A 22,899-nucleotide genomic window follows, 5' to 3' on the forward strand; every position below is an offset into this window, starting at 1 on the left:
GGTTGGCCGTTGCCGCGCCGACCCATGAATCTTCTCGCTTCGGGCGGCGGACCGTCACCGGAGAAAACCGCCCGACTACGCGACGACCGCCAGCCCCGACGCGGTCCGCCGCGTCCCGTCCCACGGGACCTCGACTCGGGCCCACGAGTCGCCGAAGTCGGTCGTTCGGTAGAGGCCCCGGTCGTTCGCGGCGTAGCACTCGCCGCCGGTTCGTCCGGCGGCCAAGACCGCGCGCGTCGCGCCCGGTCCGGTCGGCAGTCCGGTCTCGTCGAGGCGTTCCCACGACTCGCCGCCGTCGCCGTTGCCATCGTCGTCCCGGGACGTTCGCCGGTAGAGGTACGCCTCCGCCGACTCGACCCGGTGGGCGCGCATCGGCCCGGAAGCGGCCGTCAGGAGCACCGAGTCCGGGTCCGCGGGGTCGACGACGACGCTCCAGCAGTAGCCGTGGCCCAGCCCCGCGGTCGGCGTCGTCCACGTCTCGCCCGCGTCGTCGGTCTCGGCGTAGCCGTCTCCTGCGGCGATCCAGACGCGGCCCGGCCGGTCGGGGTGCGTCGCCATCGAGTGCGTGTCTCGCTTGCTCGACGGCACGCGGTCTTGCCACGTCTCCCCGCCGTCGAGCGAGCGGACGAACGCTCCGGCTTCGACCGCGACGAACAGCCGGTCGGGGTCGGTCGGGTCCGGTTCTATCCAGCGGACGTGGTGAGTGTGCGGGCGGGGCGGGAACGCCCACGACGACGACGAATCGAGGTCCGAAAGCAGCGCGAGTTCGGCCCACGTGTCGCCGCCGTCGCGGGAGCGGAAGACGGCCGAGGGTTCGGTGCCGGCGTAGACCACGTCGGGGTCGGACGAGGAGACGGCGAGGCTCGTCACCGACTCGGGGAGCGCGTCGGTCCCGACCGCGTGCCACGACGCCCCGCCGTCGGTCGTTCGGAAGACGCCGGCGTCGAAGGTCCCGCAGAACGCCCGATCCGGCGCGTGCGAGTCGGCCGCGACGCACTCGATTCGGTGGTCGCCGAGTCGCCGGCGGGCGGTCGTGTCGTCTGGCGACCCCGAGACCGCGAAGACCGCGCCGTTGGCGGCGGCGTAGAGGTGCATGGGTGACATAGGCGCTCGGCGGTGAAAAACGCGGGTGCGAGGCGGTGGCTCCGGTTCGAAGCGGTGGCTTCGCGGTGGGCGCGCGGACCGCGCGGGCCGCGCGTGGCGGAGGACGGCGCTATGACTACGACAGGTCGCGCCGCTCGAACACCTCGGCCGCGAGGACGACGAGGACGCACGTCACGGCGACGAGGACGGCGATACCGCCCCAGTCTACGTCGCCGGCGACGAGGAGCTCTCCGGGGTCGAGATAGCGCGTGAGCGACAGGGCACCGAGGAACTCGTAGTCGGTGTCGACCGTCAGGGAGTCGAGGAGGAACGTCCCGAAGACGACGCCGATGGCCGCGCCCTGTGCCCGGCGGACGCGCCCGAAGAACGCCGACGCGAGGAGGCCGACCGCGACGCAGGCGACGAGGTAGAGGCCGCCGACGGCGTGGACCGCGAGGAGGCGAGAGAGGTGAATCTCCTCGTCGATGAGGCCCGCGCCGACGACGACGGCCGCGAGGAGCGCGAGGTCGACGACGGCGACCGCGGGGAGCATCGCGAGGAACTTGCCGACGACGAACCGGGTGCGCGAGACGGGACGGACGAGGACGAGTTCGACCGACTGACGGTCCACCTCGCCGGCGACGAGCGACCCCGCGGCGTAGGCGAAGTAGCTCCCGACGATGAGGAGCCAGACGAGTTGGTAGAGTTCGACCACGAGGTAGCCTTCGAGCGACGAGAAGTCGGTGACGCTCCCGACGAAGGCCGCCCGGAACTCCTCGGGGTACGACTCCAGCAGTTCGGCGAAGTCGATGTCCGACTCGCCGAACGACGGGAAGACGGCGATGGTGAGCCCCGCCGTCGCCACGAGAAGTGCGCTGACGATGGCGAGACCACGCCGACGCTGGGCAAACTCGAAGGCCGCGATGTCGAGTTCACGCATTCGCGGACTCCTCGGCGTCGGCGGGCGACGGCTCCGCGTCGTCTTCGGTCTCGTCCGGTTCGTCGGCGGCGGCGGCGCTGTCGCCGGCGGCAACGCCGTCTTCTGCGCCGTCGCCCTCGTCGTAGAAGTGCATGAACACGTCCTCGATGGCCGTCTCGCGGACTTCGAGGTCGTCGATTCGATAGCCTTCGAGCGCGTCCACGAGGGCGTCGTAGTTGCCCGAGGTGACGAGTCGGAGCGAGCCGTCCGGTTCGATACGGGCGTCGATGGTCTCCGGGAAATCGAAGTCAGCGAGGTCGATGGCGTCCGGCGACTGGACCGTGACGACCTTGCCGCTTCGGGCGAGCAGGTCGTCGATGTCCTCGACGGCCACGAGGCGACCGTCTCGGATGATGGCGACGCGGTCGCAGACCTCGCGGACCTCGCCGAGGATGTGCGTCGAGAAGAACACCGTCACCCCGCGGTCGCGCTCCTCGCGGAGGAACTCGTAGAACTCCTGTTGGACGAGTGGGTCCAACCCCGAGGTCGGCTCGTCCATCACGACCACCCGCGGGTCGTGCATGAACGCCTGTACGATGGCGAGTTTCTGCCGATTACCCCGCGAGTAGGCCCGGACCGGCCGGTCGAGCGGCACCGGGAATCGGTCGAGGAGTTCGTCGCGGCGGGCGTCGCCGGAGAGCCCGGCGAAGTAGTCGAGCGTCTTGCGACCGGTCACGTCGTCGTAGAACCGCGGGTCGCCGGGGATGTGGCCGACGCGGGCGAGCACGTCGAGAAAGGCCGCGCGGTCGTCCACCGGCACGCCGAGGACGCTCGCCGTGCCGTCGGTCGGTTTGAGCAGGCCGAGGAGGAGGCGAATCGTCGTGGATTTCCCCGCGCCGTTGGGGCCGAGGAAGCCGAACAGTTCACCCTCCGAGACCGAAAGCGACAGCTCCTCGACGCCGCGAACGTCCCCGTAGAACTTGGTCAGACCGTCGATGTCGATAGCGGGGACGGACATACTCACACGTAGGCGCGCCCCGAACGTATCCCTTGCGTGACGTTACCGCCGACTGAGAGCCGAGCGTGTTGTTAAGCTTACATACCGCGTATCTAGCGCGACTGAGGCGGGTTCGGCCGCCGGTCGCCCTACCATGACTCGCCGTGTCCGGCGAGCGAGCGCCGTGCTCCTCGCCACGCTACTGGTCCTCTCCGCCCTCGCCGGCGCAACCGGGAGCGCCGCAGCCGCCAGCCGAGTGACCGGAAGTCCCGACCTCTCGATTATCGCGCCGGAGAACCGACTCGTCGCCGGCACCGAGACCACGGTCGAAGTGTTCGTCGTCAACAGCGGGACGGTCACGAGCGACGGCCCCGAGGAGTACGAGGCGCTCGTGCAGACGGCGCGCGCGCTGACCATCCGCGGCGAATCCGAGGGACCGATTACCGTCGTCAGCGGCGAGATTCCCATCGGAACCGTTCCCGAGGGCGTCTCCGGGCCGGCGTCGCTCCGCCTCCGCGTCGCCGAGGGTGCGCGGCCCGGGACCTACGAACTCCCCGTAACGTTCACCTACGACTACACCGCCTCGGTGTACGTGGACGGCGACGACGTGGACACGACCCACCGGAGCCGCATCATCAAGCGAGACCTCGAAGTGGTCGTCGAGCGTCGACCCGCGTTCGCGGTCCGGGCGGTCGACGCCGCCCTCGCGGTCGGCGACAGCGGAACCGTCGCGCTCGACGTGGAGAACGTTGGTCCCGTCGGGGCCGCGGACGCGACCGTGACCGTCACCTCGACCGACCCGGAGATAACGTTCGGGAGCGGCGTCGCCACCGCGGAGACGTTCGTCGGCCAGTGGGAGGCGGGTGCGACAGAGCGCGTCGAGTTCCGCGCCCGCGTCGCCGACGACGCAATCGTCCGCAACTACTCGGTCGAAGTGGCCGTGACCTACCGCGACGAGGACGGCCAAACGCGGACTTCGCGGTCGGTCGTCGCCGGGGTCAGACCGACTCGTGGGGCCGACTTCGAACTCGCGGACGTGGACGCGGCGGTCGCCGTCGGCGACACCGGTACGCTGACGCTCGAACTCGTGAACGTCGGCGACGCGACCGCCGCGGCGACGACCGTCGGCGTCTCCTCCGCCGACTCCGAGGTGACCTTCGGAGCCGGCGCGCCCGCCGCGGAGGCCTACGTCGGCGCGTGGGAGCCGGGCGAGACGAGGCGCGTGAGCTTCCGCGCCCGCGTCGCCGACGACGCCCTCGACCGGCCCTACTCGCTCAACGTGGCCGTCTCGTTCCGCAACCCCGGGGGCGACCGGAAGACCCAGTCGCTCGTCGCCGGTCTCGACCCCGGCGCTGGTCCGGCGTTCGCCGTGACGGTCGAAGAGAGCACGCTCAGAGTTGGCGGCGTCGGCCGCGTCGTCGGCACCGTCGAGAACGTCGGCGGGGCCGAAGCCCGCGACGTGGTGATGCGCCTCGAAACCGAGGACCCGGCGCTGACGCCGACGGACCTCGACGTGACCGTCGGCACGCTCGCGCCCGGGGAGGTCGCCGAGTTCGAGTACGCCATCGGCCTCGCCGCGGGCTCAACGCCGGGGACACGTCGGCTCCCGTTCGTCGTCGAGTACCGGCCGCCGGGCGACGAACTGCGCGCGGCCGACCGGACCGACGTGCTCGCGGCTGTGAGCACCGGCGACCCCGCCGTCGCGATCGAACCGCGGAACGCGACGTTCGAAGTCGACTCGAACGGTCGGCTCGTCCTCGCGGTGACGAACACCGAGTCGACGCCGCAGACCGACGTGACGGTCAGACTCGTCGCCGAGGAGCCGCTTTCGAGCGAGGACGCCGTCGCGTTCGTCCCGCGGCTCGACGCCGGCGAGACGCGTCTCGTCGTCTTCGACCTCGAAGTGAGCGGCGACGCCGTCCCGAAGACGCAGGTCGTCGGCGTCGAGGTGAGCTACGAGGACGACGCCGGCCGACAGCTCTCGACGGGCACCCAGCGGGTCGCCATCGAGGTGGTCGAACCGGCGACGACGTTCCCCGTCCTTCCGGCGCTGGTCGTGGTCCTCGCGCTCGCTGGCGTCGGCTACTGGTGGTACCGTCGGCGCTGAAGAACAGTCGGCCTGCGAAAAAATCGGTGCGCGCGCTCAGTCGTCGTTCGCCACTTTCGCGGGCTTGCGACGGTCCGAGCGCGGGCCCTCCTCGTCCACGTCGGGGAGGTAGTCGCGGAGGTACCGACCCGTGTGGGAGTCAGGGTTCTCGGCGATTTCCTCGGGCGTGCCGCTAGCGACGATAGTGCCGCCGCCCGCACCACCCTCGGGGCCGAGGTCGACGATGTGGTCTGCGTTCTTCACGAGGTCGAGTTCGTGTTCGACCACGAGGACGGTGTTACCGTTGTCCACGAGGCGCTGGAGCACCTCGATGAGCTTCCGTTCGTCCTCCTTGTGGAGGCCGGTCGTCGGCTCGTCGAGCAGGTAGAGCGTGTCACCGGTCTGCTTCTTGCCGAGCTCCTCCGCGAGTTTGACGCGCTGGGCCTCGCCGCCGGAGAGGGTGGTCGACGGCTGGCCGAGCTGCATGTAGCCGAGGCCCACGTCGTGGAGCAACTGGAGGCGGCGGCGAATCTGCGAGTTCGCCTCGAAGAAGTCGAGCGCCTCGTCGACTTCCATGTCGAGCACGTCGGCGATGGTCTTGTCCTTGTACGTCACGTCGAGCGTCTCGGCGTTGTAGCGCGCGCCGTTACACTCCTCGCAGGGCACGTACACGTCCGAGAGGAAGTTCATCTCGATTTTGACGTTGCCCTGTCCCTTGCAGGCCTCACAGCGGCCGCCCTTGACGTTGAAGGAGAACCGACCCTTCTCGTAGCCGCGCTGTTTCGAGAGCTTCGTCTCGGCGAACAGCTCGCGGACGTAGTCGAAGACGCCGGTGTACGTCGCCGGGTTCGACCGCGGGGTGCGGCCGATGGGCGATTGGTCGATGAGCCGGACCGTCTCGATTTCGTCGTAACCCTCGATGGCGTCGTGCTCGCCGGGGTCGACGGAGGTGTTGTCGTTCATCCGGCGGGCGAGCCCCTTGTAGAGAATCTCGTGCATCAGGGTGGACTTGCCCGACCCCGAGACGCCGGTGACGGCCGTGAACGTCCCGAGGGGAATCGGCACGTCGAGGTCGTCGAGGTTGTGCTGGCGCGCGCCGCGAATGACGAGTTCACCGTCGCCGTCGCGGCGCGCGTCGGGCACGTCGATGTCCTTGCGGCCCGAGAGGTAGTCGGCCGTGATGGAGTCGTCGGCCGCGACGATGTCGTCGAAGTCGCCCTGCGCGACGACCTCGCCGCCGCGCTTGCCCGGGCCGGGACCCATGTCGATGATCTCGTCGGCCCGTCGCATCGTCTCCTCGTCGTGTTCGACGACGATGAGCGTGTTACCGAGGTCGCGGAGGCCTTCGAGCGTGTTGAGCAGTTTGTCGTTGTCGCGCTGGTGAAGGCCGATAGACGGCTCGTCGAGGACGTAGAGGACGCCCACGAGGCCGGAGCCGACCTGCGTGGCGAGGCGGATGCGCTGGGACTCGCCGCCGGAGAGCGTGGCGGCCTCGCGGTCCAAGGTGAGGTATTCGAGGCCGACTTCGGTCATGAAACCGAGACGGGCGCGAATCTCCTTGAGGATCTCCTGTGCGATGGTCCGGTCGCGCTCCGAGAGGTCGCTTTCGAGGCCCTCGAAGTGTTCGAGCGCGCCCGCGATGGTCATGCGGTTGACCTCGGGGAGCGTCGTGCCGCCGACGCGGACGTGGCGGGACTGCTCTTTGAGCCGCGAGCCGTTACAGTCGGGACAGGTCGTGACGGCCATGAACTCCTCGATGTGGTCGCGCGTCCGGTCGGAGTCGGTCTCGACGTGGCGGCGTTCGAGGTTGCCGACGACGCCCTCGAAGGGGTGTTCCTTGTGGCGCGTGCCGTTTTTCGTCGTCCACTCGAACACCACGTCTTCGGTGGTGCCGAACAGGAAGGCGTCCTGTACCTCGTCGGAAAGCTCCTCGAACGGCGTGTCCACGCTGACGCCGAAGTGGTCGGCGACGTTGTCGAGCTGGCGGCGGTAGTACGTCCGGTTGTAGCTCCACGGCTCGAAGACGTGCTTGAGCGGCTTCGACGGCTCGGTGACGATGAGGTCGGGGTCGACCTCCTTGGCCTTACCGAGGCCCTCGCACTCCGGGCAGGCCCCGTGGGGGCTGTTGAACGAGAACGACCGCGTCTCGATTTCCGAAAAGCGGAACGACGAGTTCGGATTGCCGAGCTCCTCGGAGAACTCGACGACAAGGCGGTCGTCGCTCTCGCCCGCGAGCGACCCGGTCGACCGGGTGTTGGAGGCGAAGGGGAGGTCTTCGGGCGGGTCGGGGACGATGAGTTTGAGCACGCCGCCGGCCTCGTCGAGGGCGGTCTCGACGGAGTCGGCGATGCGGGAGCGCGCCTCGGGCGCGACCTTCACACGGTCGACGACCACGTCGATGGTGTGATCGTAGTTCTTGTCGAGTTCGGGCGTCTCGAACGAGAGGTCGAACTCCTCGCCGTCGACCTCGACGCGGGCGTATCCCTCGGAGACGAGGTCCGAAAACAGGTCCTTGAACTCGCCTTTCTGATCGCGGACGACCGGCGCGACGACCTTCGCGCGGGTGCCCTCGGGGAGTTCGAGAATCTGGTCGACCATGTCCTGTGCGGACTGCTCGCCGACCTCCTCGCCCGTGATGGGGTCGTACTGGGTGCCAACGCGGGCGTACAGGAGGCGGAGGTAGTCGTGGAGTTCGGTGACGGTCCCGACGGTCGACCGAGGGTTGTTGGCCCCGTTCTTCTGATCGATGGAGATGGCGGGCGAGAGGCCCTCGACGGCCTCGACCTTCGGCTTGTCCATCTGGCCGAGGAAGTTCCGCGCGTAGGCCGAAAGCGACTCGATGTACCGCCGCTGGCCCTCCGCGTAGACGGTGTCGAACGCGAGGGAGGACTTGCCTGACCCCGACAGGCCGGTGACGACGGTAAACGTCTCGCGGGGGATGCGAACGTCGAGGTTCTTGAGGTTGTGCTCTTCGGCACCACGAACCTCGATGTAGTCCTTGCTCATTCGGACGACTCTAGGAACGAGAGGACCGAATAGGCATCGGTTCGGGCCGTTCGAACCGCATCGCTCGCGTCTGCGAGTCGTGGAGAAATCGGAGTGTAAGCGGGGTGTCGTCCGCCGCCGTCAGCCGTTGAGCTTCTGCCGCGAGATAGAGATGCCCGTGGGCGTGATGACGATCTGGTCGTCGCCCTTCTGGACGATGTCGCCGTCGACCTCGCGCGCGACCTGCCGGAGGTCGTCGATGATGTGTTCCATCGTGTTGTCGGAGGTCGTGTGGCGGGTGATGTCCGCGATGACCAAATTGCCGTCGTAGACGGCGTCCTTGATGGCGATAACGTCCTGCTGCCCGCCGATTTCGGCGATGTGAACCGAGAGACCGGCGTCGCCGCGAGCGGTGTCGAAGTCGTCGAGGTCGAGTTCGACGTAGTCCTCGGTCGTGCGGGAACCACCACCACCGAGAATCTTACTCATGATACCCATAGGACGTAGAGAGGCCACAACGGGGTTAGTTCTTACGTCAGACGACTGTCTGTTTTCAGACACTTCTCGCCTCGTCGACCCGACGAATCGACGGCAGTACCGTCACACGAGGGCGGTGCCACGGGAAGCGGCGACGCCGGCGGATATCCAGCGCGTGCGCCACTCACGGCGTTTCGCCGGGTGTTTTTACCTCGCGGCGCGCGGGAGCAGACGAACACGATGACTTTCAGCATCTGCGTCCGCGAGTCGTACGTCGACGCCGACGGCGACGACCAGCACCGCTTCGGCGTCGCCGTGACGACCCGCCTGCCGGGGGTCGGCGCACTCTGTCCGTTTGCAAGTGAACACGGCGCGGTGGCGACACAGGCGCTGACGAACGTCGAGCTCGGGGAGAAGGGTCTGGACTACCTCGAAGACGGTCTCGCCGTCGACGACGCCCTCCGGGCGCTGTTGAACGCCGACGACGGCCGGGCGGAGCGACAGCTCCACGGCGTCGGCTCCGAGGGGACGTTCGCCTTCACCGGCGACGACTGCCTCGGCTGGGCGGGCCACCGCGAGGGCGACGACTACACCGTCGCGGGCAACCTGCTCACGGGCGCGGAAGTCGTCGAAGCCGCCGCCGACGCCTACGAGCGGGACGTGGGCGGCGGCGAACCGCTCGCGAAACGGCTCATCGACGCGCTCGGCGCGGGACACGCCGCGGGCGGCGACAAGCGCGACGACCTCGACATCCAGAGCGCGGCCGTCGTCGTGACCTCGACCGAGGACCGCGAGATGGACCCGTACTACAACGACCTCCGCGTGGACGCGACGGAGACGCCGCTGCGCGACCTTCGAGAGACGTTCTCGATGGCGCGGGCGGGGTACGAGGCGGCGCTGGAGAAGTACGCAGAAGAGTAACGAGAGTTCTGAGCGCCGGAGCCTGAGACCCCGGGGGTCGGCTCAGACCGAGAACTCGAAGAGGTCGTCGCCGACGTGGTGGATGGACTCGACGACTTTGCCGGAGTCACCGACGAGATCCGCCCCGTCTTCGAGCGCGCGCCCCACGGCGAGCACCTTGCCGTGGGTCTCCTCGGCGATGACGACGAGGTCGCCCGCCTCGATGGTGTCGTCGGCCTCGGTGATGCCGGGTCGCATCACGTCGGCCCCGCTGGAGACGAACGAGACCGCGCCCGCGTCGACCGTGACGACGTTCGTCGTCGGCGGGAACTGGTTCGCGCCCTTGACCGTGAGAAACGGCTGGTCGTCGACGTACATGACCGCCGGCTCGCCGTCGACGAGAACGACCTCGTAGTCGGCGTCGGCGAACTCGACCGCCTCGAATGCGTCGCCGTCGAGGGCGACGCCGAGGGACGATTCGATAGAGTCGCACAGCGCGTCGATTTCGTCGCTTCGGAGGTGGTGGCGGGACTTGACCTTCATACCGGGTCGTGGACGCTCACGGCCGATAAATCGACCGCTCCGCATCGGGCGGTCGGCGACGCCTCCCGACGGCCGACCGGACGCGTGGCGAGGTGAGTCACCTCGGAGCAACCCGAACCGAGTCGCGTCGGCGTCCGACGCGCGTCAGACTGTGACAGGATAAACTGCTAAGTACGATTGGGTCCACTCCAACGATATGTGGCGCTCCCGGACGAACCGGGACCGGAAACGTGTCGTGTGCATCGCATGCGGTGACGCGGTCCTCCGGTCGGCGGCGCGCGAGTACGACAAAGAGGGGAACCGCTGGGAACGGCACGGCAAGCGGTTCGAACACCTCTGTAAGTCCTGTTATCGAGGGCTCTGTCACCAGCCCCGCGAGGAGCTCGAAGGCCTCCTCATCGACATCGAAGAACACAGCATCTCCAACGAGGAGTTCCTGCTTCGCTACTTCGACGCGGTCAAAGAGCGGTACGAATCGCCCGGCGAGCGCGGCCGCTGAGGGCGCAGCCGTCGGACCGCCGCCGAGGCGAACGAGGTCGCGGTCGCGAGCGATATCGTTTCCTTCTCGTCGCGGGCCGTGCCCGACACTCATTTCTCCCTGCCCCGTCTAGTCGGGACTATGTCAGACGACGCGCAGGCGTACGCCGGGACCGCCGAAGGGCAAGGACCGGTGGAGATAGACGCCGAACTCGCGCGACACCTCCAGAACAAGCGCGAGGACCTGTTCGAGGAGTTCGAGATTCGAGACAAGTTCCCGCCGGAAGTCCTCTCGGAGGCGCGTGCGCGCACCGACGGCGTCCACGAGGAGATCGAAGACGAGTTGGAACACCGCAAGGACCTCCGAGACCTCACGACGTGGACGACCGACCCCGTCGACGCCCAGGACTTCGACGACGCCCTAAGCATCCGCGAGAACGAGGAGACGTACACGCTGTGGGTCCACATCGCCGACGTGACCCACTACGTCCACCCCGGTTCGGAGATGTGGGCCGAGGCCGTCAAGCGCGGCAACACCGTCTACCTCCCCGCCTACACCATCCACATGCTCCCGCCGGCGCTGGCCGAGACGGTCTGTTCTCTCGTCCCCGAGGAGGACCGCCTCGCCCACACCGTCGAGATGGAGATCAAGAAAGACACGCTCTCGTTCGAGTCTATCGACATCTACAAGTCCGTCATCCACTCCAACGAACGGCTTACCTACACGCAGTGTGAAAACCGACTGGAAGACCCCGACCTTCCTCTCCACGAGGAGAACTCCCTCGTCTTCGACCTCGCGGACCAACTCCACGAGCAGCGCAAGGAAGACGGCTCGCTGGTCCTCAACCCGAGTCGCGACCGCGCCCACACCATCATCGAAGAGTGCATGCTGAAGGCGAACAAGGCCGTCACGCACGAACTCATGTGGAACCGCGGCGTCGAGGCGATGTACCGCGTCCACCCGCAGCCGACCCCCGACCAGTGGGACAAGGCGCTCCGCGAAATCACCGAACTCGACGGCGTGAGCATCAAGTCCACGTCGTGGGACGAGCCCCGCAAGGCCGTCAACGACGCTTTGGAGAGCGCGAACTCCCGCACCCTCAACAAGATTCAGCGCGCCGTGCTGAAGGTCATGCCCCGCGCGAAGTACATGAACGACCCCTTCGGCGGCCACTACGCGCTCAACTTCGACATCTACGGTCACTTCACCTCGCCCATCCGACGGCTGTCGGACCTCATCAACCACTGGATCGTCCACGAGAACGACGTGCCCGAAGACCTCGTGGAACTCTGTGACCGCGCCTCCGACCGCCAGAAGGACGCCGAGACGGCCGAGCGGCTCTACAAGCAGTTCCTCCAAGAAGTCGGCTTGGACCCCTACGCGGTCAACAACCGCGGTATCGTCACCGTCGACGACGACGGCGAGGTCATCGACGAAAACGGTCTCCCGCCGCGCGAATAACCGGGCGGTCGTCGCGCAACCACTCGTTTTTGGCCGACGAGAATTCACCGACCGCTACTGGAGAGACGGGCACGGGGTGACGGACTCGTAACTGCGAGACTGAAACGGTGGACCGCGTCCCACCGTCGCCGGCCGCGTTACTCCTCCTGTTTGTGCGTGAACAGCAGCACGTCGCCGTCGTGCTGGGTCACACAGAGGTCGAGCATCATGCTCAGTTCGAGGCTGTTGTAGTCGTTCTCGCAGACGACCAAGTCGTCGAACGGTTTCTCGCACGCCGGACAGGCGATAGAGACGGTGTTCTGGTAGGTGGTGACGCCCCCGCTGGACTCGTAGGGCGTGAGAGACGACCGGAGTTCGTCGAGTTCCTCGTCGTTCATGGACGTGTTGTGCGCGGGGCGTGCGTATAATTCTTCACGGTCGGACATCGGTCACGGTCGGACGCGACTCACGATTCTCGACTCACGGCTGCCCGGCGTCGTCCAACCCGCAGGCCCACCGAAAGTGCGGGTGGATCCACGACAGCCCCGCCGCGTTGGCCTCGACCCACGACGACGGGTCGCTCAGCCGACGCGACAGCACCTCCGCGCGCTCCTCGTGAGTTCCCTCCCGGTCGAACGGTATCAGTTCGAGCGTCTGCGACGCGGGGTTGAAAAAGACCGCCCGCTCGGTGTTCTCGTCGAGTCCGACCAGCCGCGAGCCGTTGGCGTCCTTCTGGAGGAGCGCCTGCGCCATCCGGTGTTGGTGGACCCCGCGGCGCGTCTCGCGGAGTTTCGAGACGATGGCTCGAAAGAGGGCCGTTGGGTCCGACGGGGGTTCGCCTCGTCGTGTTTCCATACCGACGGCCTCGGAGCGAGGCGATAAGAGGGTCCGCCATGAGCGGGGTGAAAGTGTAGGATTCGGCGGAAGTGAACGATGTTTCCGAGCGCGCTCGACGGCCGAGTCACGCTCGGACGACGAACAAAGCCGGTTTTCGTTCAGCAACGCTGACCGGCCCGAACTCGTCCGGTACGAGGGAGAGTGGTACTTCGTTCGGATCGCGATTGTGTAGTCGTAGAACGCGACGACTCAGTATTCGCCACGGTGGGAAGCGTCACAAAAACAGCGGTAGCCTAGGCCGTGAGGTACTGGGCGGAAATGACAATTTTAAAACAACTCTTTGCGTATGATTATAGTATGGATGCCCCTCCAACAGACTTCATGCTGGGGCGGTCCAGCGCATGGTCCAGTAGATTTGTACTGATGATTGCTTCGTTTCCTTCGGTTGGATTCGCTGCGATCGTATCACGATTTCTGGGTGTCAGCTCACCGAATTCAATCGTTGAACTTCTCTATTTTATAAGCACGTTCTGCACTCTACTTGCCATATCGATGCTCAGTACGTACTTCGCGGCATATCAACTCGGCATTGGACGGAAATGAGAAACTGGACGTACATCTGTTCGCGACGCAGTTGATACTCGTCGGACTCCTGACGAAGTCACGACTCGTTGTATTGCGTCGCGAAAATGGTAGTGGACTCGCGGGGTCCCCGTGAGCGAAGCGAACGGGGGCAAGCGAGTCCATTGACTGGCGGAACGAAGTGACGGAAGGAAATGGACTCGCGGGGGAGTGTTATTCGGGTTCATGATGGCAGGTGTTCCTTTCTGACTTCCATTTTCTCGCGGGCGGTGCGCGCGTCGTAGTGCTGGTACAGGATTTCGAGCGACACGTCGGAGCGTTCCGAGATGATCTCCGGCTCGACATCCCGCGACAGGTAGTGCGTGATGTGTCCTCGACGAACCGCGTGGGGCGACTTCGACGATGGACACTTGTTCGGCAACCCATGCGTTCCGCGGGCTTCGCAGGCCGATGGGTCACGGTCGTGCGGACACGGAAGGCCGTACTCACACGGTTGGGTCGCCTTGTTGACGATCTTGTACAGGGTGTCGCCCGTGATACGCCCGTAGCTCGTGGTGATGAGCGGACGACGCCCGTAGTCGTCGGTGACATTGTGCCGGTTCTCGGCGATGTACTCCTGCAGGATGCGCATCCATTCAGGACCGATGTACACCCACCGTTCGCCCTTGTTCCCGTTCTTCAGCGGGGTGTCGGACTCTGGTCGGTGGACGATCTGAATGGCGTGCTCGTCTTCGTTGAGGTCGCCAACATCCAGCCCGCGGACGGTTCCGCGACGCATCCCCGTCCGCCAGATGAGCTCCATGACGGCGTGCATCCGGCTCGCGTAGTGGTAGCGGTCTAGATACTCCAGAATCGTCTCTGCGGTATCCGGCTCCAGATGGATGTTGCGTGCCTCGGCACCATCGGGGAGTTCCGGTGCGTGTAGCTTCTCGCGCAGCCCGTCCTCGACGGCGTCAAGGTCGCTCCAGAAATCGAGCGCCATGCGGACGCTACTGAGTTGCTTCTGGAGCGTGATGGGCGCGATATCGCCCTGACGCCACGTAACGAAGTCGTTGAGCTTCCGTCCGGTGAGGTCGTTGAGGTTGTCGATGCCAGCGACCTCGCACCAGCGGAGGAAGTGATTCAGCCGCGTCTTCGCGTTCTGCAGGGTCGACTCGCGGACGCTCGGCTCGCGGTAGGCGATGAACCGCTCGACGCCGTCCTCGGGTGAGAGTGGTTCGAGGTCAGTCACTCGAATACCTCCCGAACGGCAGTCTTACGTGCCTCGCGCCGCTGTCTGTTTGTGGGGGAGTGGTGAGTTTCCAAGGCTCCAGTCCCCCGTTCTAAGCGTCTACCTGTGGACTCTCGGTGAGCCGCAGGTCTGGTTCATCGAATGGTGAGTCAGGCGCTTGCTGGATGAGGTGGCGGACGTACTGTGCCCGACTCATTTTGTGGTTCTTGCTCTGTGCATCGATTTTCTCGACCATCTCTGGCGGCATCGAGATGGTGACGTTCACGCTGAGTGCCATACACATAATACGGTATTACCGTAATAACTTAATAATTACTACACGGTGAAAATCAGATTTGCTAGCCCATGTGCTTAATAGTCTGTGCCAGTATTCATTCAATAACTGATTACCTGCCAATGGCCCGAACAAGCCTGAGTCTCCCCGATGAGCTAAACCAAGAAATCGAGAACGAGTTGTCCTACGGCGACTCGAAGAGCCAATGGATTCGGCACGCGATTCGGATGCGTCAGCAGGTAGATCCAATCCTCGACGAGGTCTATGAGTCGTACCAACGGGAGGAACGGATCGATCTCGTCGTTCATGCTGTTAGGAGGGAGGTTGATCGGCGGAAGCGAGAGGTCAATTCTGGCGACAAAAAGTAGTCGAGGTTATGTCATTTCATGACATAGTATCCAGACAGTCATCCGACCAGTAACCACATATCAACGCGCTGCTAGCGGAGAGGTTTTTACTGAACCTGTCGTACTACAAATCACTTCCCAATGACTGTTATCTCCGTCGAACACACACCAGCAGACGACCTCGTTAGCCAGCTACGGTGTGTGATGAAAACCCGTGAAGAGGTGATGAGTAGTGGTTCTGAGGACATCGTACTAGATTTTACTGGACTTTCGTGGGGAGGGCCAGCGTACTATGCACCTCTAAATGTGCTGTATCACGACCTCAAGAAAGACAACAAGAATGTTGATTATCTCCCACCTCGAAATAATTTGGTTTCTGAATACACTAACCAGATAAAATTCCCAATTGGGACTAGTGATCCGACAGAAGACTATGAAAACCACATACCTATCTGCCGTCTAATTGACGATAACGGGTCATCTATTGTTCAAACTGTGACCAGTAAAATTTGGGACCTGCTTGGTGACTACTGTTCAGATCGGGATAGCAAGGAAGTCAGCGCAATGCTCTACGGAATCCAAGAGATATCAGATAACATAGATCAACACGCACACTCAAAACAGGGATCGGTTCTAGTACAGAACTATCCGTCCAAAGAGTTCATCGATATCTGTATTGCAGATAATGGTGTGACAATTCCTGGTAGTTATGAGAAATACGGCATGGATTTCAATGACGACTACGATGCGCTATTAAAGTCTACAGACGGTTACTCAACTAAAAATAGTACAGACGATTATAGAAATAGAGGTCGAGGTATGAAATATGCGACAAATATCTCGTGTCTCGAATTTAATGGAGAGGTCGCACTAGTGTCCCGAAACGCAGCAATACACCGGCAAGGCGACGGAGACTACAAACAGATACTCAATGGACAATACTGGCCAGGAACAATCTTCGTCGCCCGTCTCAGAGAACCCGCCGGTGAGGTTTCTTACCAGAAGTACTACTAGCGTACTTTCCGAGTGAAGTAAACAGTATCTGGATCCATAGAAAAGCATATAATCTGCTACACCAATATGTGCCATATACGGCATACAGATACGGATAGGTACACGCATACCAACACGTACAATACCCGTACATCAGCAGGTACCACGACTATGGCTCTAAAATACACCCTTAATGACCGGAGTATTAACACCCGGAGTTATGCTGAAGAGGTCGTTAAGGAAGCAATCAAAAAAGGTTGCACGACACTTGACTTGAGCAAGGTGGAGATTATCAGTAGATCCGCTGCAGACGAACTCCATCACTACGAGAGAACAAACGAGGTTGAGATTGTCGGCCTCAATGGAGAGCCTGCGCAGATGTATGACATCGTCAAACGTGACGACCCTGTCCCTGCTTAAGTATCAGCAAATCGCGACCCGATTTTTCGCTGTTCCTCGAACTCCTCGTGACCCGCTTCGTTCCATCCACCAGCCTCTCGCACCCACTTACTCACCGTCGACGGCTTTGCCCGACGAATCCGAATCTCACCCTTGTCGAAGTCGTAGAGGACGAACGCATACCACGCGACACCCCGGGCGTCTGCCGCGAGTAGCGACCGCGTCTGGTCGTGCCGAAGTCGAAAGCGTCCGTGCGCGGGATACTTCTCACCGATCCGGACGGAAGTTGACTTGACCTCGGTCTTCGCGCCGCTGTTGGGATGGACGCAGTCGTACCAGAACGCGTCGTCCGGTCGGTGGTCGAGGCCATAGACCTCGGCGACCAACTCCTCGGCGAGCGCCGCGGTCTCGCCGCTCTGCAGTTGCTCTTTCTGGTGCCGCGAGAGATCGCGCATCCGGACGATCTTCATGCGGCATCACCTGGTCGAGCAGTCGCTACTCGGTCGAGGGAACGGAAGTCCAGCACCCGAGATGGGTGCTGGAGGGTAAATCGGACAGGGGCAGATACGTCTCCGTGAAGCGGTTTTGAAACGTTTCTGATCGCCGCAATCATCATCCGTACACCTCCCGCGTCTCACCGTGATAGACGGCTCTCGGTGGCTCAGTCGGGCGGATCACGACGTACTCCCACCGTTCCGAGGGAAGTCCCTCGCCGTCGAGGTCCTTCAGGTTGTAGTAGCGGATGAAACCCCGGTGGAACGTCGACGGCGGACCGACCCAGACGAGGTATTTGCATTGCTTGACTGGTGGGTAGTAGAAGTCCTGTGGGTCCTGCGAGGCGATGACGACCTTGACGCCCTTGTCTCGGTCTTCGTGGAGCATCGCGGCCAGCGTGTTGACCTTCGCGCTGGACTCACTCTCGGAATCGGGTAGATGCCGATGGGCCTCGTCGACGACGACTTGGACAGGATAGCCGGTGCGCTCGTGGTAGTTGTGGGCGATGGCGCGTACATGCTCTATCACCTCCATCGCGTCGTCACACACCCACCGGATGCGCGAGGCAGTCGCCCGGCGAGCTTCAGCTGCGGAGTAGACGGTCGTGGCGTCGTCGAGGTCGCGCCCGGAGATGCCACCGGCGTCCGTATCGTCGATCCAGATAGAGAGACCGGGGAACGTGTCGTGCATCTCCCGGAGGAAGGTCGTCTTCCCGGAACCGGAGTCACCGACGACCGTGACGTGATACCGGTCCATTACCGGCCCTCCGTACTCACCAGCGACGCGAGATCCGGGTCCATGGCATTGCCCTCGTCGTGACCCGCGTCGTCCTCACCGGCCTGCTGCGCCTTCTCGATGTTCTTGCGCATGACGACCAGCGTCTCCAGCGTCCCGACAGTTACGTCGACGATAGCCGGAACGCCGTCAACGTCGATCATCTTCTGGAACCCGCGAACGAGTCGCTTCGGACCGCCGCGGTCCGGGTCCCACGGCGATTCCATCCCGTCGAGTGACTGGTGCGGTTCGGTGGCGAACAGCATCTCCCGCGCGGTCGATGCCGACCCCATCGCTTCCTCTGCAGGAGCGCCCTCTGCCGCGGCGTGAGACGGCGCGACGCCTTCCTCCGGCGTGAGGGACTCACCGGGCGACGGCGGTCCCTCAGCCATTGTAGACCTCCTTGCAGTCGGCGCAGATGTAGTCGTACTCGTGCGCCCACGTGGGGAGCGCCCGGCGGTGTTCGTCGACGATGCCGTATCGGTCGCTTCCACAGTCGGGGCACTCGGGGTCCTCCGGCTCTCCGCCGTCGGTGGCGATGCCTTCGACTGGGTCAGGGGCATCGAGTGCCGGGTTCCCGCCGTCAGTCACCGCCTCGACCTCGGGTTGAGTGTCCGGCACTTCCATGTCCGGTGATTCGTCCTGTGTGCCGGACTCAGTCTCCCGGACCGAAACCGGGTCATCGAGCGGCTGAATCATCGTGTCGTGGTCTCGGAGGTAGCATGAGGTCTCGTGGTTGTGGATCCCCTGAGCGCGGAAATACAGCCCACAGTGCTCACATTGCTGGTCAGTCGCCGATTGGGGTTCGTAGGTTCCGCCGCTCATGCGACTGCCCCCGCGACGAAATTGAGCGCCGAGGCGATGCTCGCGCCCGCCGAACCAGACAAGTGTACGATACCGCTGAGTACGCCACACTCGCCCGCGACGCCGAGGAGAAAGGCGTTCTTGACGAACGGGCGGGAACTCTCAGAAGCCCGGAGATGGGCAACGAGAGCGCCCAAAACGAGTGTCGGATAGCCAAGCACAGGCATGAGACGTTCTTATCGGCGTGACTATATGAAACATCAACGAGTCTCGACACTCAATTATTGAGCGTTGAGTGCTGTACACTCCACTTTCGGCTTTTGAACACCCGGCCATCGACCCGAATGCAATGCCAAAGGTTGGAGTTCCGTTCCTCGACACGGAAGTCGACACGGACGAACCCGGAGAATCGGCACAGAACCTCGGTCTCGCCACTATCGGCGTGATGATCTTCCTCGCCATCATGGGCGCGGCGACGTGGGCGTACAACAAGCTGAAGGAAACGACTGGCGTCGACCAGGGGACCGGCATCCCGGTGGCAGGTGAGTAAGCATGTCGACGCCGCTCACCTACAACACCGAACTCGCGGAGGCTGGTAACTCGAAGCCCGTCAAGGGCGCGATGCTCAAGCAGACGACGCTCCGCGCGGGCAACGAAATCGTCGTCTACGAGGAGTCGTGTCCCGCCGACAAGTACCTGTTCTGGGGCTTCGGCTACCGGAACAAGCAGGCGGGGAACGCTTCGCACATCTACGCCCAAGTGAAGGCCAGCGGTAACGGAAGCGCCACGGCTGGCGACGCGATCAAGGGCGACCTTATCGCGGTCATCACCGACTCGGAGGGCCGCGACGTGCTCCACCGCTACAACATCGGCGACCTCGAAACCCTCGCCGACGCCGCGGCGGACCCGCGTACTGAGCGACCCATCATGCCGGCCCTCGCGCCCATCGCACGGGAGGACCAGCGGATTCAGCTTCGCATCGTCGCGGACGAGGAGTCCGACGGTGCCGAGATCGACCCGAGCGCGTCGAGCGCCCGTATCTACCACGGGAAGCTCAACTAACCCGGAGGTCCCTCTTTCATGTCTACCAACTCAGAGCGCAAGAGTAGCCTCCGCTTCGCCGGGAACGTCGGCCCTGACGACGTGGAGACCGAGACGTACGCCCTGCAGAAAGACGCGACAGTCGAGGAAGTCGCCGTTCGGATCTACCAGGGGCCACGCCTCGATCTCCAGATCATTCCGTTCGTCGAACGGGGTGAGCCGGGATACAGAGAGCGTATCCCGCTGGTCGAACTCCGAGGGAAGGAGTACGTCGACGGCGACGACGACTACTGGATTTTCCCGACCAGTGAATCGGTTCACGAAGGTGAGCTCCTCGGGGTCGAGGTCCGCAACATCGACGGGTCGAACACCTACGACTACGCCGTCGACATGGTCGTCGACAGAGCCGGAGGTGTGACCCGCCCGGTCGACTCCTTTCTCGGCCAGCTACGGAGGCTGTTCTGATGGGTGTTGAGCAGTTCAGCCAGGAGGTTCGCGGCTCTGGCGGTATTCTGGCTACGAGCACCCAAGGGACCGTCGAGACGGACAACTACGCCCACGGCGATGCGTTCGATTTCGACGGTTCAGCCTATCCGTACACCCTAAACCCGGCAGAGACGATTCAAGAACTCGTCATCACGACAAGCGGAAACGTCATCGCCCGGATTACGACGACCGGGGGGGACACGTTCGACCTCCCGCTTGCAAGTGGTGCGGGTAGTTTCGACAAGTGGGAAATCGACTCCCTCGAGTTCCGTGACCCGAACGGTACGACGTCCAGAATCGCTGGAGGGTGGGCCGGTGAGTAACTGGGTCGCCGGGCGAGCCAAAGCGCAGGTTTCGCCCAAGGATGTCGCGGAGACGTTCGACGAACCGGACGTTACCGTGTCGGGAGGGTTGCACACGACCGGTGGCAACCTCTCGCTTGATCGCGCTGCTTCGGACTCCGTCGACATCTCGATAACCAGCGGTGGAAGCACAGGGGGTGGAGGTCACGGTATCAAGATCAACCCGAAGGTCCGGGTCGAAGAGATCACCGTCGACCTGGACTCGTCGGCGACCGCGGTCGGTGATACCGTCGTCGAGACGGTCGAGTCCGGGGAACAAGCACGTACGTCGTCGCTCTCCGCCGGTGGGTCCCACACCTTCAGCGGCCTCTCAATACCGGAGTCTGAAGAAATCTGGGTGTACACGTACTGCGACTACCGCCCGGAGGAAGGAACAAACAATTTCCCGGTGGTCGCGGACACGTTCGAGATAACATCGAACCTGTTCGATGCTGGGAGTGGCAGCTACAACGGGGACGGGGTCTATTCCTATTCGCGTGTCGCCGTGAATGGCGAAGCTGTTTCCGCGTCTCCAATCGTCTCGTGGCCGGAACCGGACGTGTTCGCGTGGACTGCTGTCGTGTTTGATTCGACCACCCCGGCAGACTCCACGTGTCAAGTCTTCATCGAGGACTCCAGCGGTTCCGAAGTCGCCGGGCCGGTCTCCAGAGGCGACAGTATCCCACTCTCAGACACCGAAAACCCTCGGTTCCGCGTCGAGCTTACCGAGGGGAGCGGTGGGGAGGTCCCGTCTCTGGAATACCTCGCACGGGGGTGGTTACTGTGACTGGACGGTCCGCGTGGGAGGCACACCAGCGACTCGATGCGCTCCTTTCGATGCTCGCCGACGAGTCTGCCGGTGGTCCGGGGTCCGTCGATCCGAACCATCTCGATGCACTCCGACGCGCCCCCATCGGCCGAGCCCGCGACATCGCACAGGCACACGCAAACAACGCCGAACCCCCGGCGTTCGACAAGAGGGGAGACTAACGATGTACATCGCACCAGACGATATCGACGACAGCAACGACGGCATGACGGCCGGAGAACAGCTCGCTCAGAACCTCGGCGGCGGTGGGAGCGACGACGATGACGACGACTCTGACCCCTTCAGTGGTGGTAAGACTGGGTCGGAGGTCATGGCCGAACATGGCGACACCTCCTCGGTTGCGACCATCGATCCATCGGTCACATCTGTCGCCGAGAAGGTGAAAGAGGACGGTGCAGAGGCGACAGCCCGGACGTTCGTCGATCTCGCGCAAGACGGAAGCGACCCGAATGAATCGGCGTCGTTCAACCTGGGTGGCAGGGAAGTCTCGATTTCGACCGCCTCGGCAGATCTGTCTGGAGAAGCCGATATGTTCCGTAACATCGCCATTCACGACACGCTGCAGTCCATGTCGGAGGTGATCGACGACACCGTGCAGAAAGCCCGCGGGCTCGGCAACACTACGCTCCTCCTAGCGACGGCCGTGACTGCGGTCGGTGTGGGCCTACTCGTCGGTGGTGAATCGTAGTGGGCCTGTACGACGCAGTCGCCGGCGTCGGTGACCATCTCGCTGGTTCTGTCGATGAGTCCATCGCCCGGCAGTTCGACGACGAACCCGGTGGGGGAGTCGCTGATTACGACACCTACGCAGGGGTTGGCGACCACCTCGGGGGGTCCGTCGACGAATCCATCGGTCGGCAGTTCGACGATGAACCCGGCGGCGGATTCGCCGACGTGGGGCGTACTGGCGAGACGAACGACTCGGAGACGGATACCTACAACAACAGATATCTCCGTGGGGACTTCGCGCGGTCGCTCTACGACACGGTGATGGACTACGACGGCACGCTGAACGGACAGGAGGATACCGTCGACCTCCTCGGTCCCGGTCTGTGGGGTTCGGAAGGGAGCGCCGTCGACGTGGTTGTCGAACGCGATGGGGAAGAACACGGCACCGCGGAGATGAAGACGAAGCTCTTGTTCGCCTTCCTCGCGGCGCTCGTCGTTCTGTACCTGGTCGCGCCGCTCCTCGAACTGATCCTCGCGGTCGGTGGTGACGGTGAGTGAACTCACCGACTTGCTCTTGCAGACGACTGACCCAGTCGTCGCGTTGCTCCTGGTCGTGCTCGGCCTGTACGTCCGCGAGGTGAAAGCATCGCTGCACGAGGACATCCGCGGCGTCCGCTCGCGGATCGGTCGACTGGAGAACGTCTACATCCCTGACGGCGGTGAGGTCGTCGACGATGATTGAGGCGCTGACGCAGACGGTTGACCTGCCGTTGTGGTTGGTACTGTCCCTAGCAGGGTATCATCGGGTGTTTGCCGTAGTCAATAAGAACAGGTGACAAACATCGTCGACTTTCTGCTATTTCTGAATAATAACTATACATCTATACAC

At 63.7% G+C, this 22,899-nt stretch carries 31 protein-coding genes; 17 read left to right on the forward strand and 14 right to left on the reverse strand.

What is annotated here, in order from left to right:
* Positions 1-75: 75 nt before the first annotated feature.
* From AM590_RS06155 to AM590_RS06165, 3 genes are all read right to left on the reverse strand, one after another.
* On the reverse strand, positions 76-1,095 hold the full coding sequence (locus AM590_RS06155) for a hypothetical protein (RefSeq protein ID WP_058826709.1): 1,020 nt from the start codon (positions 1,093-1,095) through the stop codon (positions 76-78).
* Between the two features lie 124 nt (positions 1,096-1,219).
* Complete coding sequence (locus AM590_RS06160) at positions 1,220-2,023, reverse strand: ABC transporter permease subunit (protein ID WP_058826710.1); 804 nt, start codon at positions 2,021-2,023, stop codon at positions 1,220-1,222.
* Positions 2,016-3,020: an ABC transporter ATP-binding protein gene (locus AM590_RS06165; RefSeq protein WP_058826711.1), complete on the reverse strand. Its 1,005-nt coding sequence runs from the start codon at positions 3,018-3,020 to the stop codon at positions 2,016-2,018. Before AM590_RS06165 ends, AM590_RS06160 begins: the two co-directional genes overlap by 8 nt.
* 133 nt (positions 3,021-3,153) lie before the next feature.
* Here AM590_RS06165 and AM590_RS06170 point away from each other — a divergent pair, with 133 nt between their 5' ends.
* Complete coding sequence (locus AM590_RS06170; RefSeq protein ID WP_058826712.1) at positions 3,154-5,106, forward strand: COG1361 S-layer family protein; 1,953 nt, start codon at positions 3,154-3,156, stop codon at positions 5,104-5,106.
* Positions 5,107-5,142: 36 nt separating this feature from the next.
* Here AM590_RS06170 and uvrA read toward each other — a convergent pair whose 3' ends face one another.
* Entirely contained in the window at positions 5,143-8,091 is a 2,949-nt protein-coding gene (uvrA, locus tag AM590_RS06175) for an excinuclease ABC subunit UvrA (protein WP_058826713.1), read from the reverse strand.
* Positions 8,092-8,211: 120 nt separating this feature from the next.
* Entirely contained in the window at positions 8,212-8,568 is a 357-nt protein-coding gene (gene sepF, locus AM590_RS06180; protein ID WP_004969075.1) for a cell division protein SepF, read from the reverse strand.
* Positions 8,569-8,787: 219 nt separating this feature from the next.
* On the opposite strand from sepF, the gene AM590_RS06185 reads away from it, so the two are divergent.
* A complete protein-coding gene (locus AM590_RS06185) occupies positions 8,788-9,468 on the forward strand; it encodes a DUF1028 domain-containing protein (protein WP_058826714.1) in 681 nt (226 codons plus the stop codon).
* 42 nt (positions 9,469-9,510) lie between these two features.
* Here the strand turns inward: AM590_RS06185 and AM590_RS06190 are convergent, their stop codons facing one another.
* Entirely contained in the window at positions 9,511-9,990 is a 480-nt protein-coding gene (locus AM590_RS06190) for an RNA-binding protein (protein WP_004969073.1), read from the reverse strand.
* A gap of 196 nt (positions 9,991-10,186) precedes the next feature.
* On the opposite strand from AM590_RS06190, the gene AM590_RS06195 reads away from it, so the two are divergent.
* Positions 10,187-10,489: a hypothetical protein gene (locus tag AM590_RS06195; protein ID WP_058826715.1), complete on the forward strand. Its 303-nt coding sequence runs from the start codon at positions 10,187-10,189 to the stop codon at positions 10,487-10,489.
* A 120-nt stretch (positions 10,490-10,609) separates the two neighbouring features.
* Positions 10,610-11,929 carry a ribonuclease R family protein gene (locus AM590_RS06200; protein WP_042661929.1) on the forward strand — a complete coding sequence of 440 codons (1,320 nt, stop codon included), beginning with the start codon at positions 10,610-10,612 and terminating at the stop codon, positions 11,927-11,929.
* A 137-nt stretch (positions 11,930-12,066) separates the two neighbouring features.
* On the opposite strand, the gene AM590_RS06205 is transcribed toward AM590_RS06200, so the two are convergent.
* The 4 genes from AM590_RS06205 to AM590_RS06220 form a co-directional block, all read right to left on the reverse strand.
* Positions 12,067-12,306 (reverse strand): hypothetical protein, encoded by a 240-nt coding sequence (locus AM590_RS06205; protein ID WP_004065334.1) that lies wholly within the window; start codon positions 12,304-12,306, stop codon positions 12,067-12,069.
* Positions 12,307-12,388: 82 nt separating this feature from the next.
* Positions 12,389-12,763: a hypothetical protein gene (locus AM590_RS06210; protein WP_058826716.1), complete on the reverse strand. Its 375-nt coding sequence runs from the start codon at positions 12,761-12,763 to the stop codon at positions 12,389-12,391.
* Positions 12,764-13,550: 787 nt separating this feature from the next.
* A complete protein-coding gene (locus tag AM590_RS06215) occupies positions 13,551-14,558 on the reverse strand; it encodes a site-specific integrase (protein WP_058826717.1) in 1,008 nt (335 codons plus the stop codon).
* A gap of 91 nt (positions 14,559-14,649) precedes the next feature.
* Complete coding sequence (locus AM590_RS06220; RefSeq protein WP_050458549.1) at positions 14,650-14,835, reverse strand: ribbon-helix-helix domain-containing protein; 186 nt, start codon at positions 14,833-14,835, stop codon at positions 14,650-14,652.
* 119 nt (positions 14,836-14,954) lie between these two features.
* Here AM590_RS06220 and AM590_RS06225 point away from each other — a divergent pair, with 119 nt between their 5' ends.
* The 3 genes from AM590_RS06225 (at position 14,955) to AM590_RS06230 (ending at position 16,592) form a co-directional block, all read left to right on the forward strand.
* Entirely contained in the window at positions 14,955-15,200 is a 246-nt protein-coding gene (locus AM590_RS06225) for a hypothetical protein (RefSeq protein WP_058826718.1), read from the forward strand.
* Between the two features lie 120 nt (positions 15,201-15,320).
* Positions 15,321-16,193 carry a hypothetical protein gene (locus tag AM590_RS20415; protein ID WP_172795766.1) on the forward strand — a complete coding sequence of 291 codons (873 nt, stop codon included), beginning with the start codon at positions 15,321-15,323 and terminating at the stop codon, positions 16,191-16,193.
* Positions 16,194-16,343: 150 nt separating this feature from the next.
* Complete coding sequence (locus tag AM590_RS06230; RefSeq protein ID WP_058826719.1) at positions 16,344-16,592, forward strand: hypothetical protein; 249 nt, start codon at positions 16,344-16,346, stop codon at positions 16,590-16,592.
* Here AM590_RS06230 and AM590_RS06235 read toward each other — a convergent pair.
* The 4 genes from AM590_RS06235 to AM590_RS06250 all read right to left on the reverse strand — a co-directional run bounded on the left by AM590_RS06235 (position 16,589) and on the right by AM590_RS06250 (position 18,539).
* Entirely contained in the window at positions 16,589-17,041 is a 453-nt protein-coding gene (locus tag AM590_RS06235; RefSeq protein ID WP_058826720.1) for a hypothetical protein, read from the reverse strand. The genes AM590_RS06230 and AM590_RS06235 overlap by 4 nt on opposite strands.
* Positions 17,042-17,183: 142 nt before the next feature.
* Entirely contained in the window at positions 17,184-17,822 is a 639-nt protein-coding gene (locus AM590_RS06240; RefSeq protein WP_058826721.1) for an ATP-binding protein, read from the reverse strand.
* Positions 17,822-18,232: a hypothetical protein gene (locus AM590_RS06245; protein ID WP_058826722.1), complete on the reverse strand. Its 411-nt coding sequence runs from the start codon at positions 18,230-18,232 to the stop codon at positions 17,822-17,824. The genes AM590_RS06240 and AM590_RS06245 overlap by 1 nt, the downstream gene beginning before the upstream one ends.
* The gene (locus AM590_RS06250) at positions 18,225-18,539 is read right to left on the reverse strand and encodes a hypothetical protein (protein ID WP_058826723.1); all 315 of its coding nucleotides are present in this window, start codon (positions 18,537-18,539) and stop codon (positions 18,225-18,227) included. Before AM590_RS06250 ends, AM590_RS06245 begins: the two co-directional genes overlap by 8 nt.
* A gap of 188 nt (positions 18,540-18,727) precedes the next feature.
* On the opposite strand from AM590_RS06250, the gene AM590_RS20420 reads away from it, so the two are divergent.
* From AM590_RS20420 to AM590_RS06300, 10 genes are all read left to right on the forward strand, one after another.
* Positions 18,728-18,892, forward strand: a complete 165-nt coding sequence (locus AM590_RS20420) for a hypothetical protein (protein WP_157575439.1) — start codon at positions 18,728-18,730, stop codon at positions 18,890-18,892.
* Between the two features lie 101 nt (positions 18,893-18,993).
* Entirely contained in the window at positions 18,994-19,194 is a 201-nt protein-coding gene (locus tag AM590_RS06260; protein ID WP_050458542.1) for a hypothetical protein, read from the forward strand.
* Positions 19,195-19,196: 2 nt separating this feature from the next.
* A complete protein-coding gene (locus tag AM590_RS06265; RefSeq protein WP_058826724.1) occupies positions 19,197-19,706 on the forward strand; it encodes a hypothetical protein in 510 nt (169 codons plus the stop codon).
* An 18-nt stretch (positions 19,707-19,724) separates the two neighbouring features.
* Entirely contained in the window at positions 19,725-20,150 is a 426-nt protein-coding gene (locus AM590_RS06270) for a hypothetical protein (protein ID WP_058826725.1), read from the forward strand.
* Positions 20,150-20,494 (forward strand): hypothetical protein, encoded by a 345-nt coding sequence (locus tag AM590_RS06275; RefSeq protein ID WP_058826726.1) that lies wholly within the window; start codon positions 20,150-20,152, stop codon positions 20,492-20,494. The genes AM590_RS06270 and AM590_RS06275 overlap by 1 nt, the downstream gene beginning before the upstream one ends.
* Positions 20,487-21,299: a hypothetical protein gene (locus AM590_RS06280; RefSeq protein ID WP_058826727.1), complete on the forward strand. Its 813-nt coding sequence runs from the start codon at positions 20,487-20,489 to the stop codon at positions 21,297-21,299. The genes AM590_RS06275 and AM590_RS06280 overlap by 8 nt, the downstream gene beginning before the upstream one ends.
* Complete coding sequence (locus AM590_RS06285) at positions 21,296-21,502, forward strand: hypothetical protein (RefSeq protein WP_058826728.1); 207 nt, start codon at positions 21,296-21,298, stop codon at positions 21,500-21,502. Before AM590_RS06280 ends, AM590_RS06285 begins: the two co-directional genes overlap by 4 nt.
* A gap of 2 nt (positions 21,503-21,504) precedes the next feature.
* On the forward strand, positions 21,505-22,029 hold the full coding sequence (locus tag AM590_RS06290; protein ID WP_058826729.1) for a hypothetical protein: 525 nt from the start codon (positions 21,505-21,507) through the stop codon (positions 22,027-22,029).
* Complete coding sequence (locus AM590_RS06295; protein ID WP_058826730.1) at positions 22,029-22,568, forward strand: hypothetical protein; 540 nt, start codon at positions 22,029-22,031, stop codon at positions 22,566-22,568. Before AM590_RS06290 ends, AM590_RS06295 begins: the two co-directional genes overlap by 1 nt.
* Positions 22,561-22,752: a hypothetical protein gene (locus tag AM590_RS06300; RefSeq protein WP_058826731.1), complete on the forward strand. Its 192-nt coding sequence runs from the start codon at positions 22,561-22,563 to the stop codon at positions 22,750-22,752. The genes AM590_RS06295 and AM590_RS06300 overlap by 8 nt, the downstream gene beginning before the upstream one ends.
* Positions 22,753-22,899 lie beyond the last annotated feature (147 nt).

Source organism: Haloferax sp. Q22 (assembly GCF_001482285.1).
Taxonomy (GTDB): Archaea; Halobacteriota; Halobacteria; order Halobacteriales; family Haloferacaceae; genus Haloferax.

What these genes read in the sequence shown, in the direction of transcription:
- AM590_RS06165 (WP_058826711.1), bottom strand. Translation starts at nt 3,020, where the DNA reads ATGTCCGTCCCCGCTATCGACATCGACGGTCTGACCAAGTTCTACGGG.
- AM590_RS06205 (WP_004065334.1), bottom strand. Translation starts at nt 12,306, where the DNA reads ATGAACGACGAGGAACTCGACGAACTCCGGTCGTCTCTCACGCCCTAC.
- AM590_RS06275 (WP_058826726.1), top strand. Translation starts at nt 20,150, where the DNA reads ATGGGTGTTGAGCAGTTCAGCCAGGAGGTTCGCGGCTCTGGCGGTATT.
- AM590_RS06290 (WP_058826729.1), top strand. Translation starts at nt 21,505, where the DNA reads ATGTACATCGCACCAGACGATATCGACGACAGCAACGACGGCATGACG.
- AM590_RS06250 (WP_058826723.1), bottom strand. Translation starts at nt 18,539, where the DNA reads ATGATTCAGCCGCTCGATGACCCGGTTTCGGTCCGGGAGACTGAGTCC.
- AM590_RS06200 (WP_042661929.1), top strand. Translation starts at nt 10,610, where the DNA reads ATGTCAGACGACGCGCAGGCGTACGCCGGGACCGCCGAAGGGCAAGGA.
- AM590_RS06195 (WP_058826715.1), top strand. Translation starts at nt 10,187, where the DNA reads ATGTGGCGCTCCCGGACGAACCGGGACCGGAAACGTGTCGTGTGCATC.
- AM590_RS06245 (WP_058826722.1), bottom strand. Translation starts at nt 18,232, where the DNA reads ATGGCTGAGGGACCGCCGTCGCCCGGTGAGTCCCTCACGCCGGAGGAA.
- AM590_RS06235 (WP_058826720.1), bottom strand. Translation starts at nt 17,041, where the DNA reads ATGAAGATCGTCCGGATGCGCGATCTCTCGCGGCACCAGAAAGAGCAA.
- AM590_RS06225 (WP_058826718.1), top strand. Translation starts at nt 14,955, where the DNA reads ATGGCCCGAACAAGCCTGAGTCTCCCCGATGAGCTAAACCAAGAAATC.
- AM590_RS06265 (WP_058826724.1), top strand. Translation starts at nt 19,197, where the DNA reads ATGTCGACGCCGCTCACCTACAACACCGAACTCGCGGAGGCTGGTAAC.
- AM590_RS06270 (WP_058826725.1), top strand. Translation starts at nt 19,725, where the DNA reads ATGTCTACCAACTCAGAGCGCAAGAGTAGCCTCCGCTTCGCCGGGAAC.
- AM590_RS06210 (WP_058826716.1), bottom strand. Translation starts at nt 12,763, where the DNA reads ATGGAAACACGACGAGGCGAACCCCCGTCGGACCCAACGGCCCTCTTT.
- AM590_RS06240 (WP_058826721.1), bottom strand. Translation starts at nt 17,822, where the DNA reads ATGGACCGGTATCACGTCACGGTCGTCGGTGACTCCGGTTCCGGGAAG.
- AM590_RS06155 (WP_058826709.1), bottom strand. Translation starts at nt 1,095, where the DNA reads ATGCACCTCTACGCCGCCGCCAACGGCGCGGTCTTCGCGGTCTCGGGG.
- AM590_RS06260 (WP_050458542.1), top strand. Translation starts at nt 18,994, where the DNA reads ATGCCAAAGGTTGGAGTTCCGTTCCTCGACACGGAAGTCGACACGGAC.
- AM590_RS06220 (WP_050458549.1), bottom strand. Translation starts at nt 14,835, where the DNA reads ATGGCACTCAGCGTGAACGTCACCATCTCGATGCCGCCAGAGATGGTC.
- sepF (WP_004969075.1), bottom strand. Translation starts at nt 8,568, where the DNA reads ATGGGTATCATGAGTAAGATTCTCGGTGGTGGTGGTTCCCGCACGACC.
- AM590_RS06170 (WP_058826712.1), top strand. Translation starts at nt 3,154, where the DNA reads ATGACTCGCCGTGTCCGGCGAGCGAGCGCCGTGCTCCTCGCCACGCTA.
- AM590_RS20415 (WP_172795766.1), top strand. Translation starts at nt 15,321, where the DNA reads ATGACTGTTATCTCCGTCGAACACACACCAGCAGACGACCTCGTTAGC.
- AM590_RS06185 (WP_058826714.1), top strand. Translation starts at nt 8,788, where the DNA reads ATGACTTTCAGCATCTGCGTCCGCGAGTCGTACGTCGACGCCGACGGC.
- uvrA (WP_058826713.1), bottom strand. Translation starts at nt 8,091, where the DNA reads ATGAGCAAGGACTACATCGAGGTTCGTGGTGCCGAAGAGCACAACCTC.
- AM590_RS06160 (WP_058826710.1), bottom strand. Translation starts at nt 2,023, where the DNA reads ATGCGTGAACTCGACATCGCGGCCTTCGAGTTTGCCCAGCGTCGGCGT.
- AM590_RS06230 (WP_058826719.1), top strand. Translation starts at nt 16,344, where the DNA reads ATGGCTCTAAAATACACCCTTAATGACCGGAGTATTAACACCCGGAGT.
- AM590_RS06190 (WP_004969073.1), bottom strand. Translation starts at nt 9,990, where the DNA reads ATGAAGGTCAAGTCCCGCCACCACCTCCGAAGCGACGAAATCGACGCG.